17 protein-coding genes are annotated in these 19,984 nt (G+C 44.7%); 3 read left to right on the top strand and 14 right to left on the bottom strand.

Translation table 11 applies throughout. The annotated features are described in order from the left end of the window. Nucleotide 1: 1 nt before the first annotated feature. The 5 genes from D4N35_RS08610 to D4N35_RS08590 all read right to left on the bottom strand — a co-directional run bounded on the left by D4N35_RS08610 (nt 2) and on the right by D4N35_RS08590 (nt 5,244). Nucleotides 2-583 carry an anthranilate synthase component II gene (locus tag D4N35_RS08610; RefSeq protein ID WP_120072503.1) on the bottom strand — a complete coding sequence of 194 codons (582 nt, stop codon included), beginning with the start codon at nt 581-583 and terminating at the stop codon, nt 2-4. Next, the gene (locus D4N35_RS08605) at nt 580-1,986 is read right to left on the bottom strand and encodes an anthranilate synthase component I family protein (protein ID WP_120072501.1); all 1,407 of its coding nucleotides are present in this window, start codon (nt 1,984-1,986) and stop codon (nt 580-582) included. Before D4N35_RS08605 ends, D4N35_RS08610 begins: the two co-directional genes overlap by 4 nt. A gap of 25 nt (nt 1,987-2,011) precedes the next feature. Continuing rightward, nucleotides 2,012-3,247, bottom strand: a complete 1,236-nt coding sequence (locus D4N35_RS08600) for an MFS transporter (protein ID WP_120072499.1) — start codon at nt 3,245-3,247, stop codon at nt 2,012-2,014. 12 nt (nt 3,248-3,259) lie between these two features. Then, nucleotides 3,260-3,823, bottom strand: coding sequence for an ArsR/SmtB family transcription factor (locus D4N35_RS08595; protein WP_120072497.1), 564 nt, complete (start codon nt 3,821-3,823; stop codon nt 3,260-3,262). Between the two features lie 167 nt (nt 3,824-3,990). Beyond that, entirely contained in the window at nt 3,991-5,244 is a 1,254-nt protein-coding gene (locus D4N35_RS08590) for a GTPase (RefSeq protein WP_164876321.1), read from the bottom strand. A 279-nt stretch (nt 5,245-5,523) separates the two neighbouring features. Here D4N35_RS08590 and D4N35_RS08585 point away from each other — a divergent pair, with 279 nt between their 5' ends. Together D4N35_RS08585 and D4N35_RS08580 are read left to right on the top strand one after the other, a co-directional pair. Continuing rightward, nucleotides 5,524-5,796, top strand: coding sequence for a protein YuzH (locus D4N35_RS08585; protein ID WP_208646286.1), 273 nt, complete (start codon nt 5,524-5,526; stop codon nt 5,794-5,796). After that, nucleotides 5,780-6,643 (top strand): endonuclease I family protein, encoded by an 864-nt coding sequence (locus D4N35_RS08580; RefSeq protein ID WP_120072493.1) that lies wholly within the window; start codon nt 5,780-5,782, stop codon nt 6,641-6,643. Before D4N35_RS08585 ends, D4N35_RS08580 begins: the two co-directional genes overlap by 17 nt. 95 nt (nt 6,644-6,738) lie before the next feature. Here the strand turns inward: D4N35_RS08580 and D4N35_RS08575 are convergent, their stop codons facing one another. The 9 genes from D4N35_RS08575 to D4N35_RS08535 form a co-directional block, all read right to left on the bottom strand. Beyond that, nucleotides 6,739-7,887 (bottom strand): DEAD/DEAH box helicase, encoded by a 1,149-nt coding sequence (locus D4N35_RS08575; RefSeq protein ID WP_328591074.1) that lies wholly within the window; start codon nt 7,885-7,887, stop codon nt 6,739-6,741. Nucleotides 7,888-7,898: 11 nt separating this feature from the next. Beyond that, nucleotides 7,899-9,536: an FMN-binding glutamate synthase family protein gene (locus tag D4N35_RS08570; RefSeq protein ID WP_120072489.1), complete on the bottom strand. Its 1,638-nt coding sequence runs from the start codon at nt 9,534-9,536 to the stop codon at nt 7,899-7,901. A 160-nt stretch (nt 9,537-9,696) separates the two neighbouring features. After that, nucleotides 9,697-11,259, bottom strand: a complete 1,563-nt coding sequence (locus D4N35_RS08565) for a SagB family peptide dehydrogenase (protein ID WP_120072487.1) — start codon at nt 11,257-11,259, stop codon at nt 9,697-9,699. Nucleotides 11,260-11,281: 22 nt separating this feature from the next. Further along, nucleotides 11,282-13,222 carry a TOMM precursor leader peptide-binding protein gene (locus D4N35_RS08560; protein ID WP_120072485.1) on the bottom strand — a complete coding sequence of 647 codons (1,941 nt, stop codon included), beginning with the start codon at nt 13,220-13,222 and terminating at the stop codon, nt 11,282-11,284. Next, entirely contained in the window at nt 13,222-15,177 is a 1,956-nt protein-coding gene (locus tag D4N35_RS08555; protein WP_120072483.1) for a putative thiazole-containing bacteriocin maturation protein, read from the bottom strand. Before D4N35_RS08555 ends, D4N35_RS08560 begins: the two co-directional genes overlap by 1 nt. Nucleotides 15,178-15,620: 443 nt before the next feature. Then, the gene (locus D4N35_RS08550; RefSeq protein WP_120072481.1) at nt 15,621-15,848 is read right to left on the bottom strand and encodes a heterocycloanthracin/sonorensin family bacteriocin; all 228 of its coding nucleotides are present in this window, start codon (nt 15,846-15,848) and stop codon (nt 15,621-15,623) included. 243 nt (nt 15,849-16,091) lie between these two features. Further along, entirely contained in the window at nt 16,092-17,540 is a 1,449-nt protein-coding gene (locus D4N35_RS08545; protein ID WP_120072479.1) for an amidase family protein, read from the bottom strand. Then, nucleotides 17,533-18,072 (bottom strand): MFS transporter, encoded by a 540-nt coding sequence (locus tag D4N35_RS08540; protein ID WP_120072477.1) that lies wholly within the window; start codon nt 18,070-18,072, stop codon nt 17,533-17,535. The genes D4N35_RS08545 and D4N35_RS08540 overlap by 8 nt, the downstream gene beginning before the upstream one ends. Beyond that, nucleotides 18,069-19,511: an FAD-binding oxidoreductase gene (locus tag D4N35_RS08535; RefSeq protein WP_430722765.1), complete on the bottom strand. Its 1,443-nt coding sequence runs from the start codon at nt 19,509-19,511 to the stop codon at nt 18,069-18,071. The genes D4N35_RS08540 and D4N35_RS08535 overlap by 4 nt, the downstream gene beginning before the upstream one ends. Before the next feature lie 275 nt (nt 19,512-19,786). Here D4N35_RS08535 and D4N35_RS18275 point away from each other — a divergent pair, with 275 nt between their 5' ends. Then, complete coding sequence (locus D4N35_RS18275; RefSeq protein ID WP_186306625.1) at nt 19,787-19,942, top strand: hypothetical protein; 156 nt, start codon at nt 19,787-19,789, stop codon at nt 19,940-19,942. The last annotated feature ends 42 nt before the right edge of the window (nt 19,943-19,984 follow it).

The following is a 19,984-nucleotide window of genomic DNA, read 5'->3' as shown; positions in this document are numbered from 1 at the left end:
ATTAATTCACAGCCATCCGGTTAAGTTCAATAAAGTTTTTCAACAGTCTCTCCCCCGCTTCGGTCATAATCGATTCAGGGTTGAATTGCAAACCTTCCAATGGATAATCCCTGTGCCTTATGGCCATTACTTCCTCTTCCGAGCTCCACGCTGAAACAACCAGGCAATCAGGAAGACTTTCCCTGCTAACAATCAATGAGTGATAACGGGTAGCGGAAAAAGGCTGCTCAATACCGCTGAAAATGGTTTTCCCGTCGTGAGAAATATCCATCGATTTACCCGGAAGAAGATTATCTGTTTTGATCAATTTTCCTCCAAAAGTTTCAGCAATGGCATGGCAGCCAAGCCCTACGCCAAGTATAGGAATTTTACCCTTAAACTGTTGAATTGCTTCGCTTGTAACCCCTTTTGAAGCAGGCCTTCCCGGCCCGGATGAAATAATAATATATTCCGGATGCAACTGATTGATCTTTTCAATTGAGAGCTCGTCATGCCTTCTTACTAGAATATCCTTCTCAACCTTGCCAAGTGCCTGAACAAGATTGTATGTAAAAGAATCATAATGGTCGATGACAAGAATCATGCGAATGCCCCCTCTTTCTCCGCCTCTTTTTTGGCTTTCCAAAGAGCGGTTGCTTTATTCAATGACTCTTCGTATTCCGCTTTCGGGTCGGAGTCGATGACGATGCCCGCACCAGCCTGAACATGGCACAGCCCGTCCTTGATGACCATCGTCCGGATCACAATGTTCAAGTGCGCATCCCCATTGAATCCGATCCAGCCCATTGTTCCTGTGTACACTCCCCGTTTGACCGGCTCAAGTTCCTCGACAATTTCCAGCGTTCTTATTTTGGGCGCCCCGGTAATACTGCCGCCTGGGAAGACCGCTTCAATCAGTTCGTATACACTTTTATCTTCGGATAATGTTCCACTCACATGTGAAACGATGTGCATAACATGTGAATATTTTTCAATCACCATCAATTCATCCACATGCACGCTTCCGAATTCACACACCTTGCCAAAATCATTCCTTTCCAAATCAACAAGCATAATATGCTCCGCTTTTTCCTTTTCATTGGAGAGCAGCTCTTTTTCAAGCTGCCTGTCTTCTTCTTCGTTGTTTCCCCGCGGTCTTGTTCCGCCAATCGGCCTTGTTCCGACTTTTCGTCCGGCTTTTTTTATTAAAAGCTCCGGGGAACCGGAAACAATCTGGAAATCCGGTGTATGAAAATATCCCATATAAGGGGAAGGATTCATTTTTCGCAACTTTAAATATATATTGATCGGTGTTGTGAAAAGCTCCTCCGATTGCCGGACCGTCAGATTGACCTGGCAAACGTCGCCTTCCCGTATATAATCTTTCACTTCTTCAACAGCTTCCGTGAACTCTTTTTCTGTAAAAGTTAACTTAGGCTCCACTACATCACTCTCATTTAGAAAATCAGCCGGCTCTTCCAAGCCTATTTCCGCTGCCTTCATCCAGGATGCTTTCAATTCCTGCAATCTGTCTTCAGCCGGCTCTCCATTCAAAACCATGATCCATAAACATTGTTCCTCATGGTCAAACACTGCCCATTCATCAAAAACAAGAAAATAAAAAAGGGGAAGCCCGATATCATCCTCGGCTTTACGCGGCAGCTCTTCAATGCACCAAGCATAATCGTAGCTTATATATCCAATGGCCCCTCCCTGAAAATCGGGCAGCCCTGGTATCGGCGGGAAGGAAAACCGCTCCATCCACATTTCCAGCGCTTGAAGAGGTTTTCCTTCTATCACTTCAGTCTGATCGCCTTGCTTTATTTCAATTTGCTGTTCATCTGCATGAATAATCGCAAACGGGTCGATTCCTGCAATGCTGTATCTTCCCGAACGTCCGCTTTCCAAAAGAACATGCTGGTCTTTATTTGCGGTTAAGTTTACATACGCCTTGAAAAATTTATCCGGTTCGAACGGAATTTTTTCAAAAATCACAGGCTGCTCCATCAATGCAACACTTCCAATCTATAAGTTAATCGGCATTTCTTAATACCGGGACAAGACAATAGGTTAATAAGCCTGCACATACGACGGGAATTGTCGCCAGGCACAAAATCAGCTGGATGTTTAAACCGATCTGTAAAAGCAATGAAGTACATGCGTAGGATAAAGGTGTCAAACCCAAGGCCGCAATCATTAAAAAGCTCATAACCCGGCCCAGCATTTTTTCTTCCGTATTCGCCTGCAGCATTGTCATGATTGGCACGTTTGTAAAAGCCATCAATAGTCCGACAGTTCCCATCAGCCCTAATACAACCCACAATACATCTGCCACTCCAATGAAAAACATGAACATACCGGCTGCTGTTACTGATAAGATTGAAATTTTCCCCTTGTGTCTTTTGACGTTTATGATACCAAATAGAGCGGATCCAACAATGGTGCCGACTAGGATGCTTGATTCCATCATGGAAAAGACAATCGCTTCCCCATTAAAGACATAATCAGCAAGGATTGGGATTCCCATTGTCAACGGACCGGCCAGAAAAAAGTTCATGGTGATTGCCAGGCCGAAAATGGCAATCAAAAAGGGTGAATTTTTCACATAAACAAACCCATTCTTCAAAGATTGAAGAAATCTCTCTTCTGAATTTTCCAAATCCGATGAGCGGCTGTATTTGATCAACACGGTAAGGATCGCTGCAAAAAATGTTGCGCAGGCCATGATGCCAAAAGTATGAAAGAACCCAAAATGGCTGATGCCCAGCCCTGCAAAAAACGCCCCCGAAATAGAAGCTGAAGAACCGATGAACGAGTATGCCGAATTTGCCCGGGTCAGCTGATCTTTTTCTACCAGCTTTGGCAGCAGGGACGTCCTGGCCGGGACTTGAAGTGCATCTGTTATTCCAAAAACAAGCGCAGCGGCGATAAATATATGAACGGACTCTACTCCAGATTTTAAAGCAAACAGTATCGAAAGGACAAGCATCATCTCTGTCAACATGCAAATAAAAATGATGTGCGTCTTCTTGAATTTGTCTGCGATAACTCCGCCAATAGGCATAAAAATGATCCGGGGAACCGAGGAGGCAATGAAGATCAGCCCAAGACCTGTGACCATTTGAAGCTGTTTCAATACGAACCACGACTGAGTGAAAATAAACATCGTGTAACTGACATTGGCAATAAACCCGGAAACAATTAGCAGCATGAACGGTACACGTTTATAAAGCGGCAAACTTTTTTCCGACGATAGAACCGCCTGCATGTTGATATCCTCCTATCTTTTCTTGTATGGAAAAACCTCATATTGAAACACGTACTCCAGTCCTTCTTCGGGCTGATTATGTTCAAGTTCGTCAATCAACTCCTGCAGTTCATCCAGCTTTGTTTTTAGTTTCTCTGTCTGCTCTTCGGTCAATATAAGCTTCCTGAAATCCGCTTCTGCCATCGTACTGCCTTTCATGACGGAGACGTCTATCGTCTCAAGATGTTCCGAAACTTTTTTTAGCGGCAATAAATAACTTTCCAAAACAGCGCTGTGGAAATCACCGGTCACTTCAGGGGAAATTAAATCGCTTTTGACATACAGACGTCTTGCAATCGGCCTGTAAAACTTTTGCACAATGCCGTTCTTTTCTTCTGTCCTCTCGACCACGACAAGCCCACACTTTTCAAGTTCCCTTAAATGATAATGAATTTTCGACGCAGGCATATTCAAAATATCCCCGATCATCTTCCCTGTTTTCGCTTCATCAAAGGTCTCCCAAAGTATTTGAATTCGTAATGGGTCGGCAATTGCTTTCACCTGGTCAAGACTTTCAATTTGATAAATCTGCAACATTCAACAAACCTCCAACGTTCAACTTTATTTAAACGTATTATAATACTTAAATGGCCCCTAAAACAAGGGATGCCATGGGTGAATCGTTCGACAAATTTTAAGGGGTCAGGCCCCCAGCGCGTTAAAGCGGTGACGCATTAACGCAGCGGGGGCCTGACCCCTATTTTTTAATCTTCTTCGCTTTTCCGGTCTTTCCGAAATTGTTTCTTTCCTCTTTCAAAGGCTTCTTTCGCCCTTTTCAAGTCTTTTCCTTCAAGATAATAGGCGATGCCTGCCTGTCCGATTCCATAGGTGACGGCACCTGCCACGGCCCCGGAAATCATGTTGCCGGCAGCGGGGATCATCTTGGCCGCCGAGCGGACACCTTCCCTTACGGCGAACGCCACTCCGAGATTGGCTCCGACTGCGCCGATAAATTCGGCGGCAGCCACCCGGTTGACTTCCCTTCCGGCAATATAGGCAATAGCCATGATCATCAAAGCCTGCAGCCCGGTGAGCAGAGGCATATCGGCGAACGGTACTGGCTCAATCCCGATCAGTACGGCCATTCCGGACATGGTTACGATGACTTTTTTGGCCGCTTTTTTTTTAGCGGAAACCGCCTTGGACGCCTTCGCTGTTTTCAGCTTGGCATCGTTCGGCAGAACTTCCACGAGATATTCCGCCAGTTCATCGACGTTCCAGCGCATATCGTACACGACTTTTCCGGACTCATCAAAATCAACATACGTACAGACTGGAACCGTTGTGATAAGAGGAATATCATTTTCTTTAAACCGCTTTTCCATCAGCTTCATCGCCGTTTTGATGTTTTTCGCTTTTTCCGGGTTCGCATCCAGCGGCAATTGCTTATAGTAAGGCGGATCGAGCTCGTCCACCTGCGTGACTACACAAATGACCGGCACATCATAATGATGGATTTCCTTGATAAACGCCCGCAATCCGTTCAATTCCTGCAAATCCTCTTCCACCCGCGCATCCGTTTCCTTTGCTTTGATCAAAAACAGGAATACATCGGGCTGTTCGGCTTCCAACTCCTTTTTCAACTGGGAAACAGCCGTGTCAGTGTCTATCGATTCAAGCGGCCTTTCGCTTTCACCGAGTCCACGGGAATCCAGCAGTCTGATTTTTTTATCATCATCCGACGGATACCAAAGCCATTTTCCTTGGCCGGTTCCTGCCTTTACGGAGCTTACCATTTGCTTTTCCTCACCAAATAATGCATTGATGAGCGACGACTTTCCGGCGCCTCTCCTTCCGACCAGGGCAATCCGTGGTTCCCGCGCTTCAACCGTCAGCTCTTTCAGTTCGCTGAGCTTGGACATTATTTTTTGCTTGGATTTTCCTGATATAGGAAGCTTATCAATATGATTTTTTATATTTGAAAAAACAGATCCGAAACCTGAACTATTTTGGCTCATGATCATTCCTCCCCGGCTTCGCTTTTAGTGCGTGTTCAAAAAGTTGACAAATCAGAAGCAAGAAGGTCGAGGCGGCTAGTTTCGCGCAGCGGAATGTATGCTTTTAAATACATGAGCAGCACAGAAACGAGCCAACGAAGAGATTCGCCGCTTATCATTTGGCGACTTTTTGAACATCCTCTTTTATATATTTTCCCCCAAATGAAAACAATTGAACCTATGTATTCCAGTTTTTCCGCCTAAAGATTATAATAGATGAAAGGAAGGGAAAGGTGAAATATGGAACTGCTCGACTGGTCATACATGAGGCATTATAATATTAAAGCCCGTTTTGAACCCTTTTTTCATTCAGACGTTATTTTTAGACAAATCAAAGATTACTATTTTATATATACGGTTCGCTGGTCGGATTTGGATCCGGTGGTGAATCGCGGACATTTGGAAGAAATGGAAATATTGATGAACCGCGAGCTAGGGACGGAACATTCCTATTTTAAGAGATCGGCATTTTCAGACAGCGGACGGAGTGAATATCATGGCCGTTCATCTTGAACCATCCTTTGAAGAGCTGGAAAGAACCCTTCGCAGACTGAGAGAAGAAGATATTGTCTATTACGATGAAAAAAAGGATCGGGAAGCGGTTAAGAAATATTACCGTAAAGTGAATATCCGGAAGCCGAAATTCCAGCAGCTCCATTCGCTCTTGGAACGGACTCACAAGAACAGGCTCCCCTATTTTATAAGCAAAGACCAATTTTTATACACATGGGTCGACCTGCAGCCGGACTGTACAATCAAAAGCATTTACTCCGGAAAGGAGGACGACCCGGCGGAATTGATCAGAAAAGACTTTGAAGTAAGCCGGCGCTATGACGAATTCCAGGAATTTCTTGCCAAGAGGGGACAGGCTCCCTTACACCAGCCGGTTCCGGAGGAACTCAAGTTTAATGCGGAACATATTGTGCCGCAGTCGTGGTTCATCGGCCGCGAACCCATGAAAGGGGACTTGCACCATCTATTTGCCTGCGAACCAAGCTGCAATGCCGTCCGCTCCAATTTTCCCTACTTCGATTTTCCGGACTATAACCCCGAGTCTCCTGCCGAAACAATCAGAAATCACTGCGGTGTCGCAGCTTCAGATCTGTTCGAACCTGAATTCGGGAAAGGGACCGCTTCCAGGGCCATGCTCTATTTTCTGCTCCGCTACCCGAAATCCATTAAAAAGCGGTTCAGAAGCAAGGTCAATTTTAACCTGTTAAGAAGGTGGAACGAACAATTTCCTCCAGACCTGTATGAAAAGCACCGGAACCAGGCCATTTATCACATTCAAGGGAACCGGAATCCGTTCATTGACTTTCCGGAGCTGGCCGACGTCCTTTATATACCATTAAGATGGTGACCGCCCTCCTTACAGTGAACGGTCACCTTTTTTACTGCCTTCTTCGGCGCTCATCTTATGCTTTGCGCCAATAGGCTGCGCGCCTTGCGCTTTTCTTAATTTACGTGCTTGAAGCCGGCAAATTTGCCTTTATACAGCCGCTTTCTTTCAATGGGGAATCCAAGTTCACGCGAGTATTTTTTCAATTCCCTCTCATCTCTCGGATTGGCTAGGGTCACAACCGTGCCGGCTGCTCCCATCCTTCCCGTCCTCCCTGCACGATGTACGTATTGGGAAGCATCTTCCGCAAGATCGAATTGGATCACATGGTTCAAACCGCTGACGTCCAGGCCACGGGCCGCAATATCGGTAGCCAGTAAAATACTGATCTCTCCTGTTTGCAGCCTTTTTAAGGCCCTTTCCCTTTCGTGTTTTCCAAGATCGCTGTGAAGGAGTTCAAGTCTTACCCCCTCATATTCCAGTTTATCTGCAATCACATTCATATTGCCGACAGATCTGATAAAAACAAGCCCCTTCATGCCGTCCATCTTGGCAATTTTACCTAGCAGCTTCGTTTTTTCCCGCGGCTCGCATAACAAATAACAGTGATTGATAGAGGAAGGAATGGAAACTGATTTTTCCGCCGTAAGCATTTCCGGTTCTCTTCCGATCATGGCCTTTACCTGATCGGGGTCCTCCAGGCTAGTCGCGGAAAAAAGGAGAAGCTGGCGGTCATTTAATGTTGATTTAACGATTGTGCGGACTGTTTCCAAATGTTCCTTATTCATAAGCTGATCGCCTTCATCCAAAACAATCGTTTTCACTTCATGCATTTTTAGTTTTTTCATCTGAATGAGCTCCAATATCCTGCCGGGTGTCCCTGTCAAGACATGGGGCTTCTTTTTCAACCTGTCCACTTGACGTTTGATATTGGCTCCTCCGACAAGAGCAGCACTTGTTATACCGGTTCCCGCCGACCAATTTTGGACTTCCTGGTGGATTTGCATAACCAGCTCTCTTGAAGGTGCAAGGATCAGCGCCTGGGTCATCTGCTTTGATTCGTCCACCCGGTCAAGGAGCGGCAAAAGGTAAGCAAGCGTTTTGCCGGTGCCTGTCGGGGACTTTGCGATTATGTCTTTTCCTTCATATATCAAGGGAATGGCTTTCTGCTGTACAGCCGTCAATTCATTAAAGTCGGATTTTTCCCATAATTCCTTTATCGCAGGTTTCAGCCTGCCTATCATATCCTTTGTCTCGGTCATCATTTTTCCTCATTTCATTTGGCCCGGGTCTCTGCGTTTAGTTCCCTCTTTTCATGGGCCGCAGGTGAGACCAAAATATTCTTTTTGTATTCCTCCCCGGTCAAAATTTCGCCGGATTCTTTTTTGAACATTACATGCTCTTCATTAAACTCTGCGGGAGTCGCTATCCCTGCCGAAGCGGCCAGATTGAACAAACCTTCGCGAAGGGAAATAATATAATTTGCTACCCTGTACATTTTTTCTTCAATGACAAGCGCTTTTTCACGGTGAGGGTCTGTCGTAGCTACCCCTACGGGGCATGTATTATTGTGGCAGACCTGCGCCATGATGCAACCGGCTGAAATCATCATTCCCCTTGCTGTGTTCACGAGATCGGCGCCAAGGGAGAGCGCATAAGCGGCCTTGTCAGGCGTAACCAGCTTGCCTGACGCAATAATTTTTAGTTTATCACGGATCTTGTACTTTTTCAGCATTTCATCGAGAATGGGCAAAGCCGAAAAAAGCGGCAGGCCGGCTGCATCCGAAAGCTCCTGGAAGGTCGCCCCCGTTCCGCCTTCTCCCCCATCTACTGTTATGAAATCAGGCACTTTACCGCATGCAGCCATTTCGCCGGCCAGCTTTTCGGCTTCCGCTTTTGAACCGACAACAACCTTGATTCCTATAGGCTTCCCTCCGACTTCTCTCAGTTCCTCGACAAAATCCATCAGACTGGTTGTATCATGAAAATCCCGGAATCGGTTCGGGCTGTCAATCGTTTTCCATGGCGCGACATTCCGGATTCCCGCAATTTCAGGGGTCACTTTTTCCCCAAGTATATGTCCTCCTCTTGTTTTTGCCCCCTGGGCAAGCTTTAATTCAAACGCTTTGATTTTTTCGATTTCGCTTTTTTTCTTGAATAATTCCCAGGAGAAATCTCCATCCAGTGTTCTCACTCCAAATAAAGCCGGGCCGATTTGCATGATAATATCCACGTCACCTTCCAAATGATATTTGGACAGCCCTCCTTCACCAGTGTTCATCCAGGTGCCTCCGGCAAGCCCCAATCCTCTGGATAATGCGGTGATGGCATTTTTGCCCAACGCCCCGTAACTCATCGCAGACTGGCCGACAAGCCCCTTTGCTTTGAACGGAAATCTGCATGTGTGTTCGCCGATTACGACGGCGTCCTCGTCCGTTAGATAATAAGGATCTACAATGGCATCCTCCCGGTGCTCTCTACGGTTAAACAGGCCTTCATGGTCAATCTTATAGAGTTTTGTCTTGATTTTTGGGTTCTGGTCGCTCCTAAGTTCCTCATTCAATTTTGGGAACATGGCGTTCCTTATGTAAAAGCCCGGCTCTTCAAAATCACGCTCCGACCCAAAGCCTAGAATCCGCTCTTTATACTTTCCGGCTTTAACAACATTTTCATACTGGAACCTGGAGAATGGCTTGCCTTCACGGTTATTGGCGAACAAATACTGCCTGAGCTCCGGCCCGATATTTTCCATAAAGTAACGAACGTTTCCAAGCACCGGATAATTTCTTAGGACAGAGTGTTCTTTTTGCCGGCGGTCCAAAATGTAAATCCAAACAATGGTAACAAGGGGAACTAAAATGCAAAGAATCAATATACAAAACATGATGAATGCCAGCCACTCAGTCAAACTCATTGAAAAGCACCTTCCAATCTATAAATAATTCTATTTTCCCTATACCATTCATAGCGAAAAGAAAACCGGAATCTGTCTATTTTCATAGATAGATTCCGGCTTTCTGTTGATTATAATCAGTTCAACTCACCCAGAAAACAAATTTCTACTCTAGTCCTTGCTAGCTATGCAAACTCCCTTTTAACCAGGCGCGCGGACGGTATGGACCGACCGGGATTTGGATCAAGCAGGTTTTTCCTTTCGAATCAATCCTGTAAAGCTCATCACAACGGTTTGCATCGAAGCCCAGCAGTGGATGCCCTCCCATTCCTAAGGCACACGACACCAGAAGCAGTCGTTGGACGAGAATGCCCGCTTCCATCTGCTGAATGCGATAACCCCTATACCTCAATTCTTCTCTGAGGTGATCCCTTTCGCCAACGACATGCAAACAAAGCGGAACTTGATACAGATTTACATTGGGGATTGTTAATCCATTTTGTAAAAACTCCCGGTGATCCCCCTGATTTATCTTTCGAAGTGCATGAACGCTATTGTCATAAGAGTAGACACCATCTGGGACTCCCTCTACGTTATAAAAACTGCCATACAAAGAAATACGTGTCTCAATATTTCCATTCGATTCGTCAAGGTCACTCTGATACGAGAAAGAAAAGGTTTCTTTCAATAAAGTGGATAGTTGTGTTTGACTCACTTTCCCTATTATAAAATCGATATCAGGTGAATACCGCTCCCTGCAAACGGATGCGAGATCGTACGAAAAGCTCTCCGTAAACGGCAGCAAGATCATCTCTGTACCTAAGGAATGCTTTGTACGTTTATTATTCTTTATCTTCACAAATGACTCCGTTGTTTCAAACATTGAAGCTTCATTGACTTTTTTCAGCATCGGATAATCAAGGATTCTCTTTGAACGGTTATAGGTGTCATGCTTTAATAACGGCACTTCCTTGCACAATTCAGAGGCTGAAACAATTTCCTCTTTGCGATGATCGTTGTCAACGACATTGATTGATTGGTTCATAGATAATGGGATCACGGCATAGACACTTTCATCATGATCGGACAGCCCAAGCAAATGATTGATCGCCCGATCAAGAAATTGGTAGCATACCCGTGCAGAAAACCCCATCCGATTGGCCACTTTCAACGATTGCCCAATAATCACACCTGCATCCAGCCCTTGGAGTCTGTAGGAAAAGTTATTATATTTATAGAAATTTTTCCAAAAAACTGTTGAGACGAAAATGGTGCAAAAACAGTCCGGAATATGATCACCATTTTCCAGACTTCTGGATAAGTAGAAATCGTAATTTCCTTCTCGCACCAAAATGAGGCGGTGATGTGCCACATCATAATGGTAAATGCCCTCTGGAGCTTCTTCGAAATTTACATATACATATATTTCATTAGGATACAGTGCCCCTCCAGAGGGAACAAACCTCCGTAACGACTGGGCTTTACCCTCGTTAAAAGCGAACTGAGAGTATTGAGTAAGACCATATACATACCATAAGAAATGACCCAACTCCACCAGTCCGGGTTTTAGATGTGCTTCCCTTTTCTCGAGCTTTAAAGGCACATCTGCGTTAAGCGGAATCTCTGGTAGTCCCCGGTACAGTTTATAGGGAAGCGGTGCGTCTTCCCAATCCACCTGCCAATCCGGCGGAGAGACTTTTTCCGTGTTGAAATGCAGATGGTGCAGAAATGTTTCCAGTTCCAATCGAACGCCTCCTACTCTACCATTACGGGAACGGATGGGGATTTGGATTTAGCTGTTCATACGATAACGGTGCCTTCATAAATCCCAGTTGCATTGGTACCGTGAGCACCCTCTCCAGCCCTTTCACACGGGTTAGATGATGCCCAAATGTCATCGGTAACATCCCAGGAATCAATACCTTTACACAGAATAACCCGTTCCGTTTGGTTACAGGTGATGTTTGGTCAACCACAATAACTTCAAGGTTTAATCGGCGGAACCTGTTAAGAATATCCTGAAGATCATCCTTTAAATCATTATTTCTTGGCGGCCGCTCGAATTCCTCAGCAAATGTCCGTAAAGGACGGTGGTCATTCATTAAAAAATTCAGTCGTTCTTCCGCTTCCGGCAGACCGTAGAGCAGGCCATGGTCTTCCATGGTGCGCACAGCGAACGGATCTCGCAGCATCCTTTCATATTTTTGGCGGTTTTCCTCCAGTTTATCGCCATGCCTAGACATCATTCCTGCGAGTTCGTAAATTGTACTTTTTACAGCCCTTACAGGATCAGGGTTAGCTCCGGCTGCACAAATGAGGTTTAACCCCTTTGATTTTCTGTTTTTTGCCACTCCCCAAACGCTCGGAATCCCATGTTCCATCGTTGAATTATAAAAATAAAGATCATATCCTGCCACCTCACACACCCGATCGACCATCAGCTGTAATTCCTTGTCACCGGCAGAGCCAAGGTCAATGCCCGGAAGGGGGAGCTGAGCATACCAGGTTAACAAGAATGAGTCTCGCTCGACGACCTCCATAATGGCATGGAAAATAGCTTCCTCCAAACTCCCTCCCAATGCACATCCATTTGAAGTTTCATAAACAATGCCTTCTCCATAGCCCAAACTGTAATAGGCGAGTAACTCCGGAACGAGAATAGGACGATTGTGTAAAAGCGAGTAGCCCCAGACCCAATTCATTGGATAATCGGGATGAAACGGTTTAAACGGAAAATCAGGCTTTTCATATTGCTCCTTATCATGTAAACCTACTCTTGCAGGATTTAGTGCTTGATTCTCTAATTGACGATAACTACCACGTACTACCGTCCTTTTTCCACGGGGCCCGATCCCGCAATATCGCTCCAAACCTTCCAGAATGGCAGTCAGCTCACTCATTTCATAAGAATTAGACCTTCCTGCTACTCCTTCATCGGCTCCAAACAGCGGCATGTTGACTATAACATCCGCAAATGGCAGCGTGAAATCCTGTACTTTCCCGTTCATGATACCCGTACGTTCATCGAGATAATCTTTGACCAACACGGCTTTTAATTCATCCATCGAGCGACAGCGATAACCATCACTGCTAATTTTCGGACTTGATTCCAACTTGACTCGGGCTAATTCCGATGTATCATCAGGTAATTGACTGCAGACCGGGCACGATGAGTCGGGCAAGAAAAAGTGACTGGAGTTCGTTAACGTTCTCAGGTTCGTAATAAAAATCCTTTCTTCCAAGCTGCTGGGTTCTCCTTGAAGAACCTTTTGCACTTCGTTACAAATCAAAGCTGCCATATGCGATAGGCTGGTTCGTGATGCCCATGCATCTTGCCTCGCACTTTCTTCTGCTGCCATTTTCATTTGAAAATTCCATGTTTCTTGACGATCAGGTCCGGCTATCAAGCGCCGTAAGTCTGCACAGCGGGAACATCCCGGTGTATCGGGACGTACGAATGGACCAATGATTCCTTCCCCAAACGAAACGAAACCCCGAAGCCACGGGATACGTGCGGATCTGAATCTTTCTTCCGCTTTTTGATGAACTGATGGATGCCAGGCATCGTGCAGCACCAGAGCTAGTTTTGTATCTTCGGGAACCTCTTCTATTATGCTTTGACGCTTAACGATGAAGCTTTCGGACAATTGATCATAGACAAAATCCGCTAATAACCCCTGTCCGTCAATTAGAATACGGGCAGCCATCAAGAGTCCCCCTCTCGTACCTGCACACCAAACACCCCTGCCATTTCCTGTTTTAGAAAAGGTTCAAATGTAAGATCATAAACGAATAGCCGTTTGCCGCTTCGACTTAAAGCTTGAATGGCGGATTGTAATAGCTGCAACTGTGTCCATTCATCACAGGAGGGGATTTCAAGCTTGGTTTCCGTTTTTTTAAGTAAAACCGCTGACTCCCTCTCTTGTCTCATGGCGGAATTCACCTGATTTGGAGTATCCAAAAGCGCTTGTTGCAGTGCATTTCGTAATGCCAATGTTGTGTTTAAACCTACATTTGAATACCAACGGCCATTTGATCTTACGCCTAGCACGGGGAAGCCTAATATTTCCTCTTTCAAGCCGATTGTCGGTGAACCGTTCAAGGTAGTCAGAGCTTTTAAATAAAATCTGCAATGCTGATCTTTAATTGACCCTAACGGCATATGAAAAATCGTATGCTGTTGATCACTCTTTCTTTTTTTCAATTCTTCCTCTAAATAAACCTGCAAGCCCCGACATACAGCCTCTTCAATTGTCTCTCCTGCACCGATGCCTATAAATCCCTCGGTTATGTTCGCGCTAACTTTATCATCCTGTTTTTTGAACTCTAAGGAATCGATCATTTGTGAAACATACATTTCAATGCCAGTCAGGCCCGCCTCTCTTTTTGCTTCCTCATGCGTTAGGCCGGCACAGACAACTTCTGACAGAAGCTCTGCCGGTCCCTCAGACATTGGATTAACCGCCTGAACAGAACACTGGGCAAGCGGAAGCTGTGACAAACTTCGTTCTTCCCATGTATGGAATATGCCAATCTTTTCAGAAGTTAATCGACTGAAATGTTCCAAGAGGTTAGTCGGCGGGTTATCTCTGGCCGGTTCCTGTTTGAGCCTTACATCAAGATCTTCAACGAGCTTGGGCGTAAATCTTCTAGATATAACCAGCGGGTGTGTGATGAATGATAACCAATCACCTTCCAGCGTATCAAGATCAAGCAGGTACATTTGATTACTCTGGTCTGAATCTGCAATTCCTGTAACATTCTTAAACAATTCGAAGACAGCGACATTTGCCAGAATCGATCCCGTTGTTGGAGAGAAAGGATGAGACCGCTGGTCTAGATGCAATGCAGATCGATGGATTCGGCGCCACGCGGACTCCCAGCACCCTTCCGATTCCGGATGAAATAATGGGCCAGAAAGCCCCACTTGCTGTAAACATATAGCGGGAACAAATGACTTCTTTTCCTCTTTGCAAACTAAGTTAAGATTTCTTAGCTCATTTACATTTCCATCCTGCGAGACGTACAAAATCCAATCATAGGGATGCACAACTTCTTTCCAAAAGCTTTTTCCCGCCTCTTTTTGAAATTGCACCTCCGCTAACTCTACATCGGAATCCGCCTTGCTGGCATTTTGCACCAGTTCGTTCAGCCGCAGCCGACTGGTAGGAATAGAATCTGTAATCATGACATTTAATTTAGGCAACCCCGATTCGATCAACGCTGAAGCCAATGAAACTAGAAAGGGGCCTGAGCCAACAGCCAGAACTTTAGCTTGACGATATGTTTGAAAACGATAAGCACCGGATTCCGCAAAATTCTCTATAAATTCAATTTGCGAAGCATATTTTTCAAGAACGGAACTATTTAACTGATGAGGAGTGTCTTTGCTTACATCCCGAACAAAGCCATTCTTGTACAGCGTTTCTCCGATCTCATAAACCCTGTTCCGATACGGTGTCGTTAATCCCTTTGTCAAATCTTCCAATGTTTTCTCGCCATTGAACATCGGTATCAACTTTTCAATCCATTGATAAATCGTATTGCCTTCCATTCGAAATGAACTCAAGTTATTTCGGAAATACACACCCCCCTTTGAATCAGGGAGAAAAAATGTATCCCTTTTCACCTTCAGACGTGAGGACGAGTTAAGTTTTGACATTCAGCTCCTCCTTATTCCTAATCGATACGAATTGCATATTATCATTTTATGTACTTTTAGCTGTCCAGTATGATAAAAGAAAAGCGCAAGCGCCCGTTTAGCGACGTACAAACTGGAGCCCTCCGCAATGAGATAAAGGAAACACGGCGACGTAGGCAGGCTCAAACAGCGACGTCCTGTCGCTTCGCCTGCACTAGCACATCCTGTGCGTCGGAGCCGATGTTGACTTATCGTAGTGCTCTGAGCAACTTCCTCGAATAAACATCCACGCAGAAAAAGCGAAGCTTTTTCGAGGAAAGGAGGGCGAAGTTTGCTAGTCGCTGGGCGCTGGAGCTGGACAGTCATTCTTGAAAACATATATTTACCTTAAAAGAAAAGAAACGCCTTGCATAAGATTATGCAGAGGCGATTTCTTTCATAAAATAACCATTTTTTCTTTTGACCTAGATAAAAAATCCTCCAAAACAACCAAAGCCAAAGCCAAAACAACCAAAGCCAAAACAACCGCCACAGCGAAAACAACCACCACAGCGAAAACAACCGCCACAACGACCACAAAGCCTACTGTCAAACTGAGTCGGATATTGGCTCACATAACTCATAGGAGTTAATTCGCTAACATGGTAATTATCCATTCCCAATGTTTGCAATTCGTTTTGGTAATGCTGCATTTGTACCTCCCCTTTGTTTTTAATATTTAGGGCAAACCGAAACCAGACAAGAGAGTCGAATTGAAATACTTAAAAACCTCTGCTCTCCTCAACAAAATATGATGCTTTTAGGTTGTTGTTACTGATGTAAGAGCCTATTTCACGTTGAAGGCATTATAGAACGTTACCGGTGATTTTTTATAGAAAATGGTTTAATAAAAATAACGAAAAAACCTCCATTCTTTGAATGAGGCCTTTCAATGTTTATCTTATTTTCGGTGGTTTCCGATGGGGCGCCGCCTGTTCAAAAGCATAGGCAATCTTTAATAGGACAGCTTCACAAAATGCGGTTCCTGTAAAAGAAACGCCGAACGGTTCACCGTTTGGAACAAACCCGGCCGGAACAATGACGGTTGGATATCCAGCCCTGGCTGCGATCACAGAGCCTCTGTCCCCTCCAAACATTATCGCATCCAGCTGGTGCTCTTTCAATGCATGGTCGATTCCTTCATCTCTTGAAAGCCGAAGATCCTGATCCAATGTGAGAATATATTCCGGTTCGGTCAGCGTACCGCTCGTCTCTTCCGCCATCTCCAATAGCTTTTGCCCGTATTTCAGCATTCTGTCCGGATGATCTGTGTTAAATTTTATGACATCTGCAAGAGACCGGATTGGATTCGATGGATGGGTATTTTGAAGATACGCATTGAGCCCGACTTTGAATTCGTATGTAAAAATGTCAAAACCCCATGTATGCCTGGCAGAGGGGATTTGAATATTTTCGATGAGTTCTGCTCCAAGCTCCTTTAGAGTTGATTTGGCCTCTTCCATCAGAGCTAATTTATGCTTGCTTAAGCGGAGGGTGAGCGGCTCACCCGCAATTCCGATCCGGACGCCTTTTATATCGGTGTCCTGAATTTCAGCAACATAATCTGCTGCAGCCGAAGGCGGAATTGCCCCTGTTGCCGGATCTTTTTCATCTGCTCCCGCCAATGCCCCGAGAAGATAGGCGGCGTCTTTGACCGTTCTTGCCATGGGGCCGGGCGTATCCTGGCTGTGCGCAATGGGAATGATGCCCCGCCTGCTTAAAAGCCCGACTGTCGGCTTGATTCCCACAAGCGAATTTTTCAATGAAGGGTTTAAAATCGATCCGGATGTTTCAGTCCCGATGGCTGCTGCAGCAAAATTGCAGGCGACCGCCGCACCGGATCCCGAGCTGGATCCTCCAACGTCCAATTTCCCCGGTCCGTAAGGATTCAAAGTCTGTCCGCCTCTTGAACTGTAGCCGCTCGGCATTCCGATTGTCATGAAGTTGGCCCATTCCGTCATGTTTGTCTTCCCAAGCAAAACGGCTCCCGCTTTTCTCAAACGGTCGGCAACAAAGGCATCCCTTGACGCGATATGATTGGCCAATGCAAACGAACCCGCAGATGTGTGCATCTTATCTCCTGTATCGATATTGTCTTTTAAAAGGATGGGAATGCCGTGAAGCGGCCCCCTCGCCCCTTTAGTTTTTCTTTCTTCATCCAGTGCCGCAGCGATATGCAGGGCATCCGGATTGATTTCCAAAATGGAATGGATTTTTCCGTCGTGCGCCGCTATCCTATGCAGATACATTTGTACCAGCTCGCGTGAAGTCACTTCACCCTCCGTCATTTTTCCCTGCATGTCGTCAATTGTCGCTTCAATCAGCCAGTTGCCGTAACTATCCATAGTTTCTCTCCTTTATTTTTAAAATAAAAAAGCCACTGAGAAAAAGAATGAAAGAGCTGATATAAAAAATGATATCAATCGTAAAAAGGTCAATGATCAAACCTCCGAGCATCACCGCTGCCCCTGCAAAAACGGACGTCCAAAAATGGTAGTATCCGATTGCTGCTCCCCTGTTGGATTGACTCGTAAAATCCCCGAGCATTGCTTTTTCACTTGTTTTTTGCATTGCCCCGGCGGCTCCCAATAAAACTTGCAAAATATATACCTGCCAAACATGGATAACAAGCGGAAAAAATAAGAGCAAAACGGACATCCCCCAGCTATTAATGAGAAGAAATAATTTCCTCCCCATCCGGTCTGAAAGCCTTCCAACCATCACGTGCACAAAAGCCGAACTGATTGTAAACAAGCCGTAAGAGATTCCATATTGAAGAAATCCGCCGCCAACCTCCTTTATGAAAATCAAATAGAAAGGAAAAACAAGACTGCTGCCGAGAATTGTAATGCTTTGAGAAAGTATAATCCACCTCATTTGCCATACTCCTCATAAAACTGGTTTACAAACCTTTCCTCCGGATCATATTCCCTTTTCTTTTCAAAAAACTGGCCGGCATTGGGATACGCTTCCTTCATCTGCGTCTTTGATGGGTAATGATAGTAAGGCAAGTAATAGGATCCATCAAAATCCAATACAAGATCAATCAGTTTCCTTACAGCTTTTCCCGTCTTTTCAATTTCCTTGTCAGAAGTACCCTGATTGATTAAAAATACGAGTGCAAACATATCTTGTTTTGCATAAGAAAGGAAGGCTTCTTCATTTTCAGGCACATATCTTACGGTAATGTTCAGGACATTCAAATTTTCTTCTTCCAAAATATCTCTTAATCTATCAATGAATACCGGGAATTCATCAACTGGGACAAAATATTCCTGCAAAATATCCGTATCGTTTTTGCCTTCATAGTCCAAAAATTTCACTTCCGGCCGCATCACATTATTTCGGGAAATCCATTCCACTTTCCCATCTTTAAACGCATGCTTTTGTACATACCAGACAAAGTTTTTCCCCCAATCAAACTTCCTTGACAGGCCGAAAGCAAACCTATTCCGCCTCACAAATTTTTCATCCTGCAGTTCATTGTAATCCTCAAGCTTCTTTCCGCCTTTCTCCAAATAATAATTTGTCACATACATTTCCGTTAAAAAGTGATTTGGAGCGACAGATATTCTGGAATTGTGCATTTCGACTTCGGGGTTTGCCAGCACATTTTCTTTAAAATATTCCGGATAATCATGATAATCGATCCATTCGTTTTCCACTCGATAAAGCACATCATCCGTCAGTTCAATATCAACGTCCAATATGATTCCGAAAAGCCCGTATCCTCCATTCACCAGCCGGAACAGTTCCTCATTTTCGGTTCTGCTCACATTCAATATTTCTCCATCCGCATTCATAAGCCGAAAAGCCTTGATGCTTTCGATTAGAGGACCATAACGAATATCACGGCCATGCACATTGACACTCATGGAGCCGCCCACTGTGAAAATATTCGGCGCCTGCATTGTTTTAACAGATAAGCCGTAAGGATTCACTGCTTTCTGGACATCCTCCCACGTCGCTCCGCTTTGGACAGTGACCACCTTCTCCTTTTCGTCCACTTCAAGAACTTTGTTATATGTAGTCATATCCATAACAATGGCGTCTTTATAGTATGTATGTCCACCCTGGCTGTGCTGTTTGCCAGCAATTGAAATTTTTAAATTTTTATCTTCCGCCTCTTTCAAAAGATCTTTCATTTGATCGACTTCTTGCCCTTGAACTACTTCCCTCACTTTAACGGGAACAAGACGACCTACATCAGTCATGAGGCGTTCATCGCTATCCTTATGTTGAAAAGAGTACACAAAAAAAGCACCATATCCCGCGATAAATAGAATGAGTAATATGACAAAAATCTTTTTATTCAATGAGAATCTTCTGTGCATCATTTTTAACATCCCCGCGCTTTATTTACATTCAGTTTACTTGATTGGAAAGAAGCATGGAACAATTTTAATGAAAAGGCATGCATTAAAGCCAGTATTTTCATTGTTGAAATACTTCTAAGTTATTGTTAGTTTTGTTACATTGTGCGGTGATCATATTGCTTTTAAGCTCCTATTCATCACAAATAAAGACATGAATGAAACCACGAGTGCATCCGTCTCGTCTAATGTCAAAGTACGGTAAGGGGGTTACAGTCTTGAATGAAACAGCTGCTGAAGAGCTCCAAACTTCAGATATCGATATATTATTTGATCAGATCATGACGGATTACGGCCAGGTGTGCAGGATTGTACTTAAAGTAAGGAGTCAGTTTTGTCTAAGAAGGAGAATCTTGGTTATATATAGAAATTAGGTATATGTCAATTTTCACTAGCGTTGCATAAATGCCGTTAGA

Origin of the sequence: Siminovitchia fortis, from assembly GCF_003605365.2 — a bacterium.
In the GTDB taxonomy this organism is placed as follows: domain Bacteria; phylum Bacillota; class Bacilli; order Bacillales; family Bacillaceae_C; genus Siminovitchia; species Siminovitchia fortis.
The sequence above is the reverse complement of the archived record's forward strand: the minus strand, read 5'-3'. Positions and strand labels throughout refer to the sequence as shown.

Coding starts and splice junctions, on each gene's coding strand:
- D4N35_RS08610 (WP_120072503.1), bottom strand. CDS start 583: ATGATTCTTGTCATCGACCATTATGATTCTTTTACATACAATCTTGTT.
- D4N35_RS08605 (WP_120072501.1), bottom strand. CDS start 1,986: ATGGAGCAGCCTGTGATTTTTGAAAAAATTCCGTTCGAACCGGATAAA.
- D4N35_RS08600 (WP_120072499.1), bottom strand. CDS start 3,247: ATGCAGGCGGTTCTATCGTCGGAAAAAAGTTTGCCGCTTTATAAACGT.
- D4N35_RS08595 (WP_120072497.1), bottom strand. CDS start 3,823: ATGTTGCAGATTTATCAAATTGAAAGTCTTGACCAGGTGAAAGCAATT.
- D4N35_RS08590 (WP_164876321.1), bottom strand. CDS start 5,244: ATGAGCCAAAATAGTTCAGGTTTCGGATCTGTTTTTTCAAATATAAAA.
- D4N35_RS08585 (WP_208646286.1), top strand. CDS start 5,524: ATGGAACTGCTCGACTGGTCATACATGAGGCATTATAATATTAAAGCC.
- D4N35_RS08580 (WP_120072493.1), top strand. CDS start 5,780: ATGGCCGTTCATCTTGAACCATCCTTTGAAGAGCTGGAAAGAACCCTT.
- D4N35_RS08575 (WP_328591074.1), bottom strand. CDS start 7,887: ATGATGACCGAGACAAAGGATATGATAGGCAGGCTGAAACCTGCGATA.
- D4N35_RS08570 (WP_120072489.1), bottom strand. CDS start 9,536: ATGAGTTTGACTGAGTGGCTGGCATTCATCATGTTTTGTATATTGATT.
- D4N35_RS08560 (WP_120072485.1), bottom strand. CDS start 13,222: ATGGCTGCCCGTATTCTAATTGACGGACAGGGGTTATTAGCGGATTTT.
- D4N35_RS08555 (WP_120072483.1), bottom strand. CDS start 15,177: ATGTCAAAACTTAACTCGTCCTCACGTCTGAAGGTGAAAAGGGATACA.
- D4N35_RS08550 (WP_120072481.1), bottom strand. CDS start 15,848: ATGCAGCATTACCAAAACGAATTGCAAACATTGGGAATGGATAATTAC.
- D4N35_RS08545 (WP_120072479.1), bottom strand. CDS start 17,540: ATGGATAGTTACGGCAACTGGCTGATTGAAGCGACAATTGACGACATG.
- D4N35_RS08540 (WP_120072477.1), bottom strand. CDS start 18,072: ATGAGGTGGATTATACTTTCTCAAAGCATTACAATTCTCGGCAGCAGT.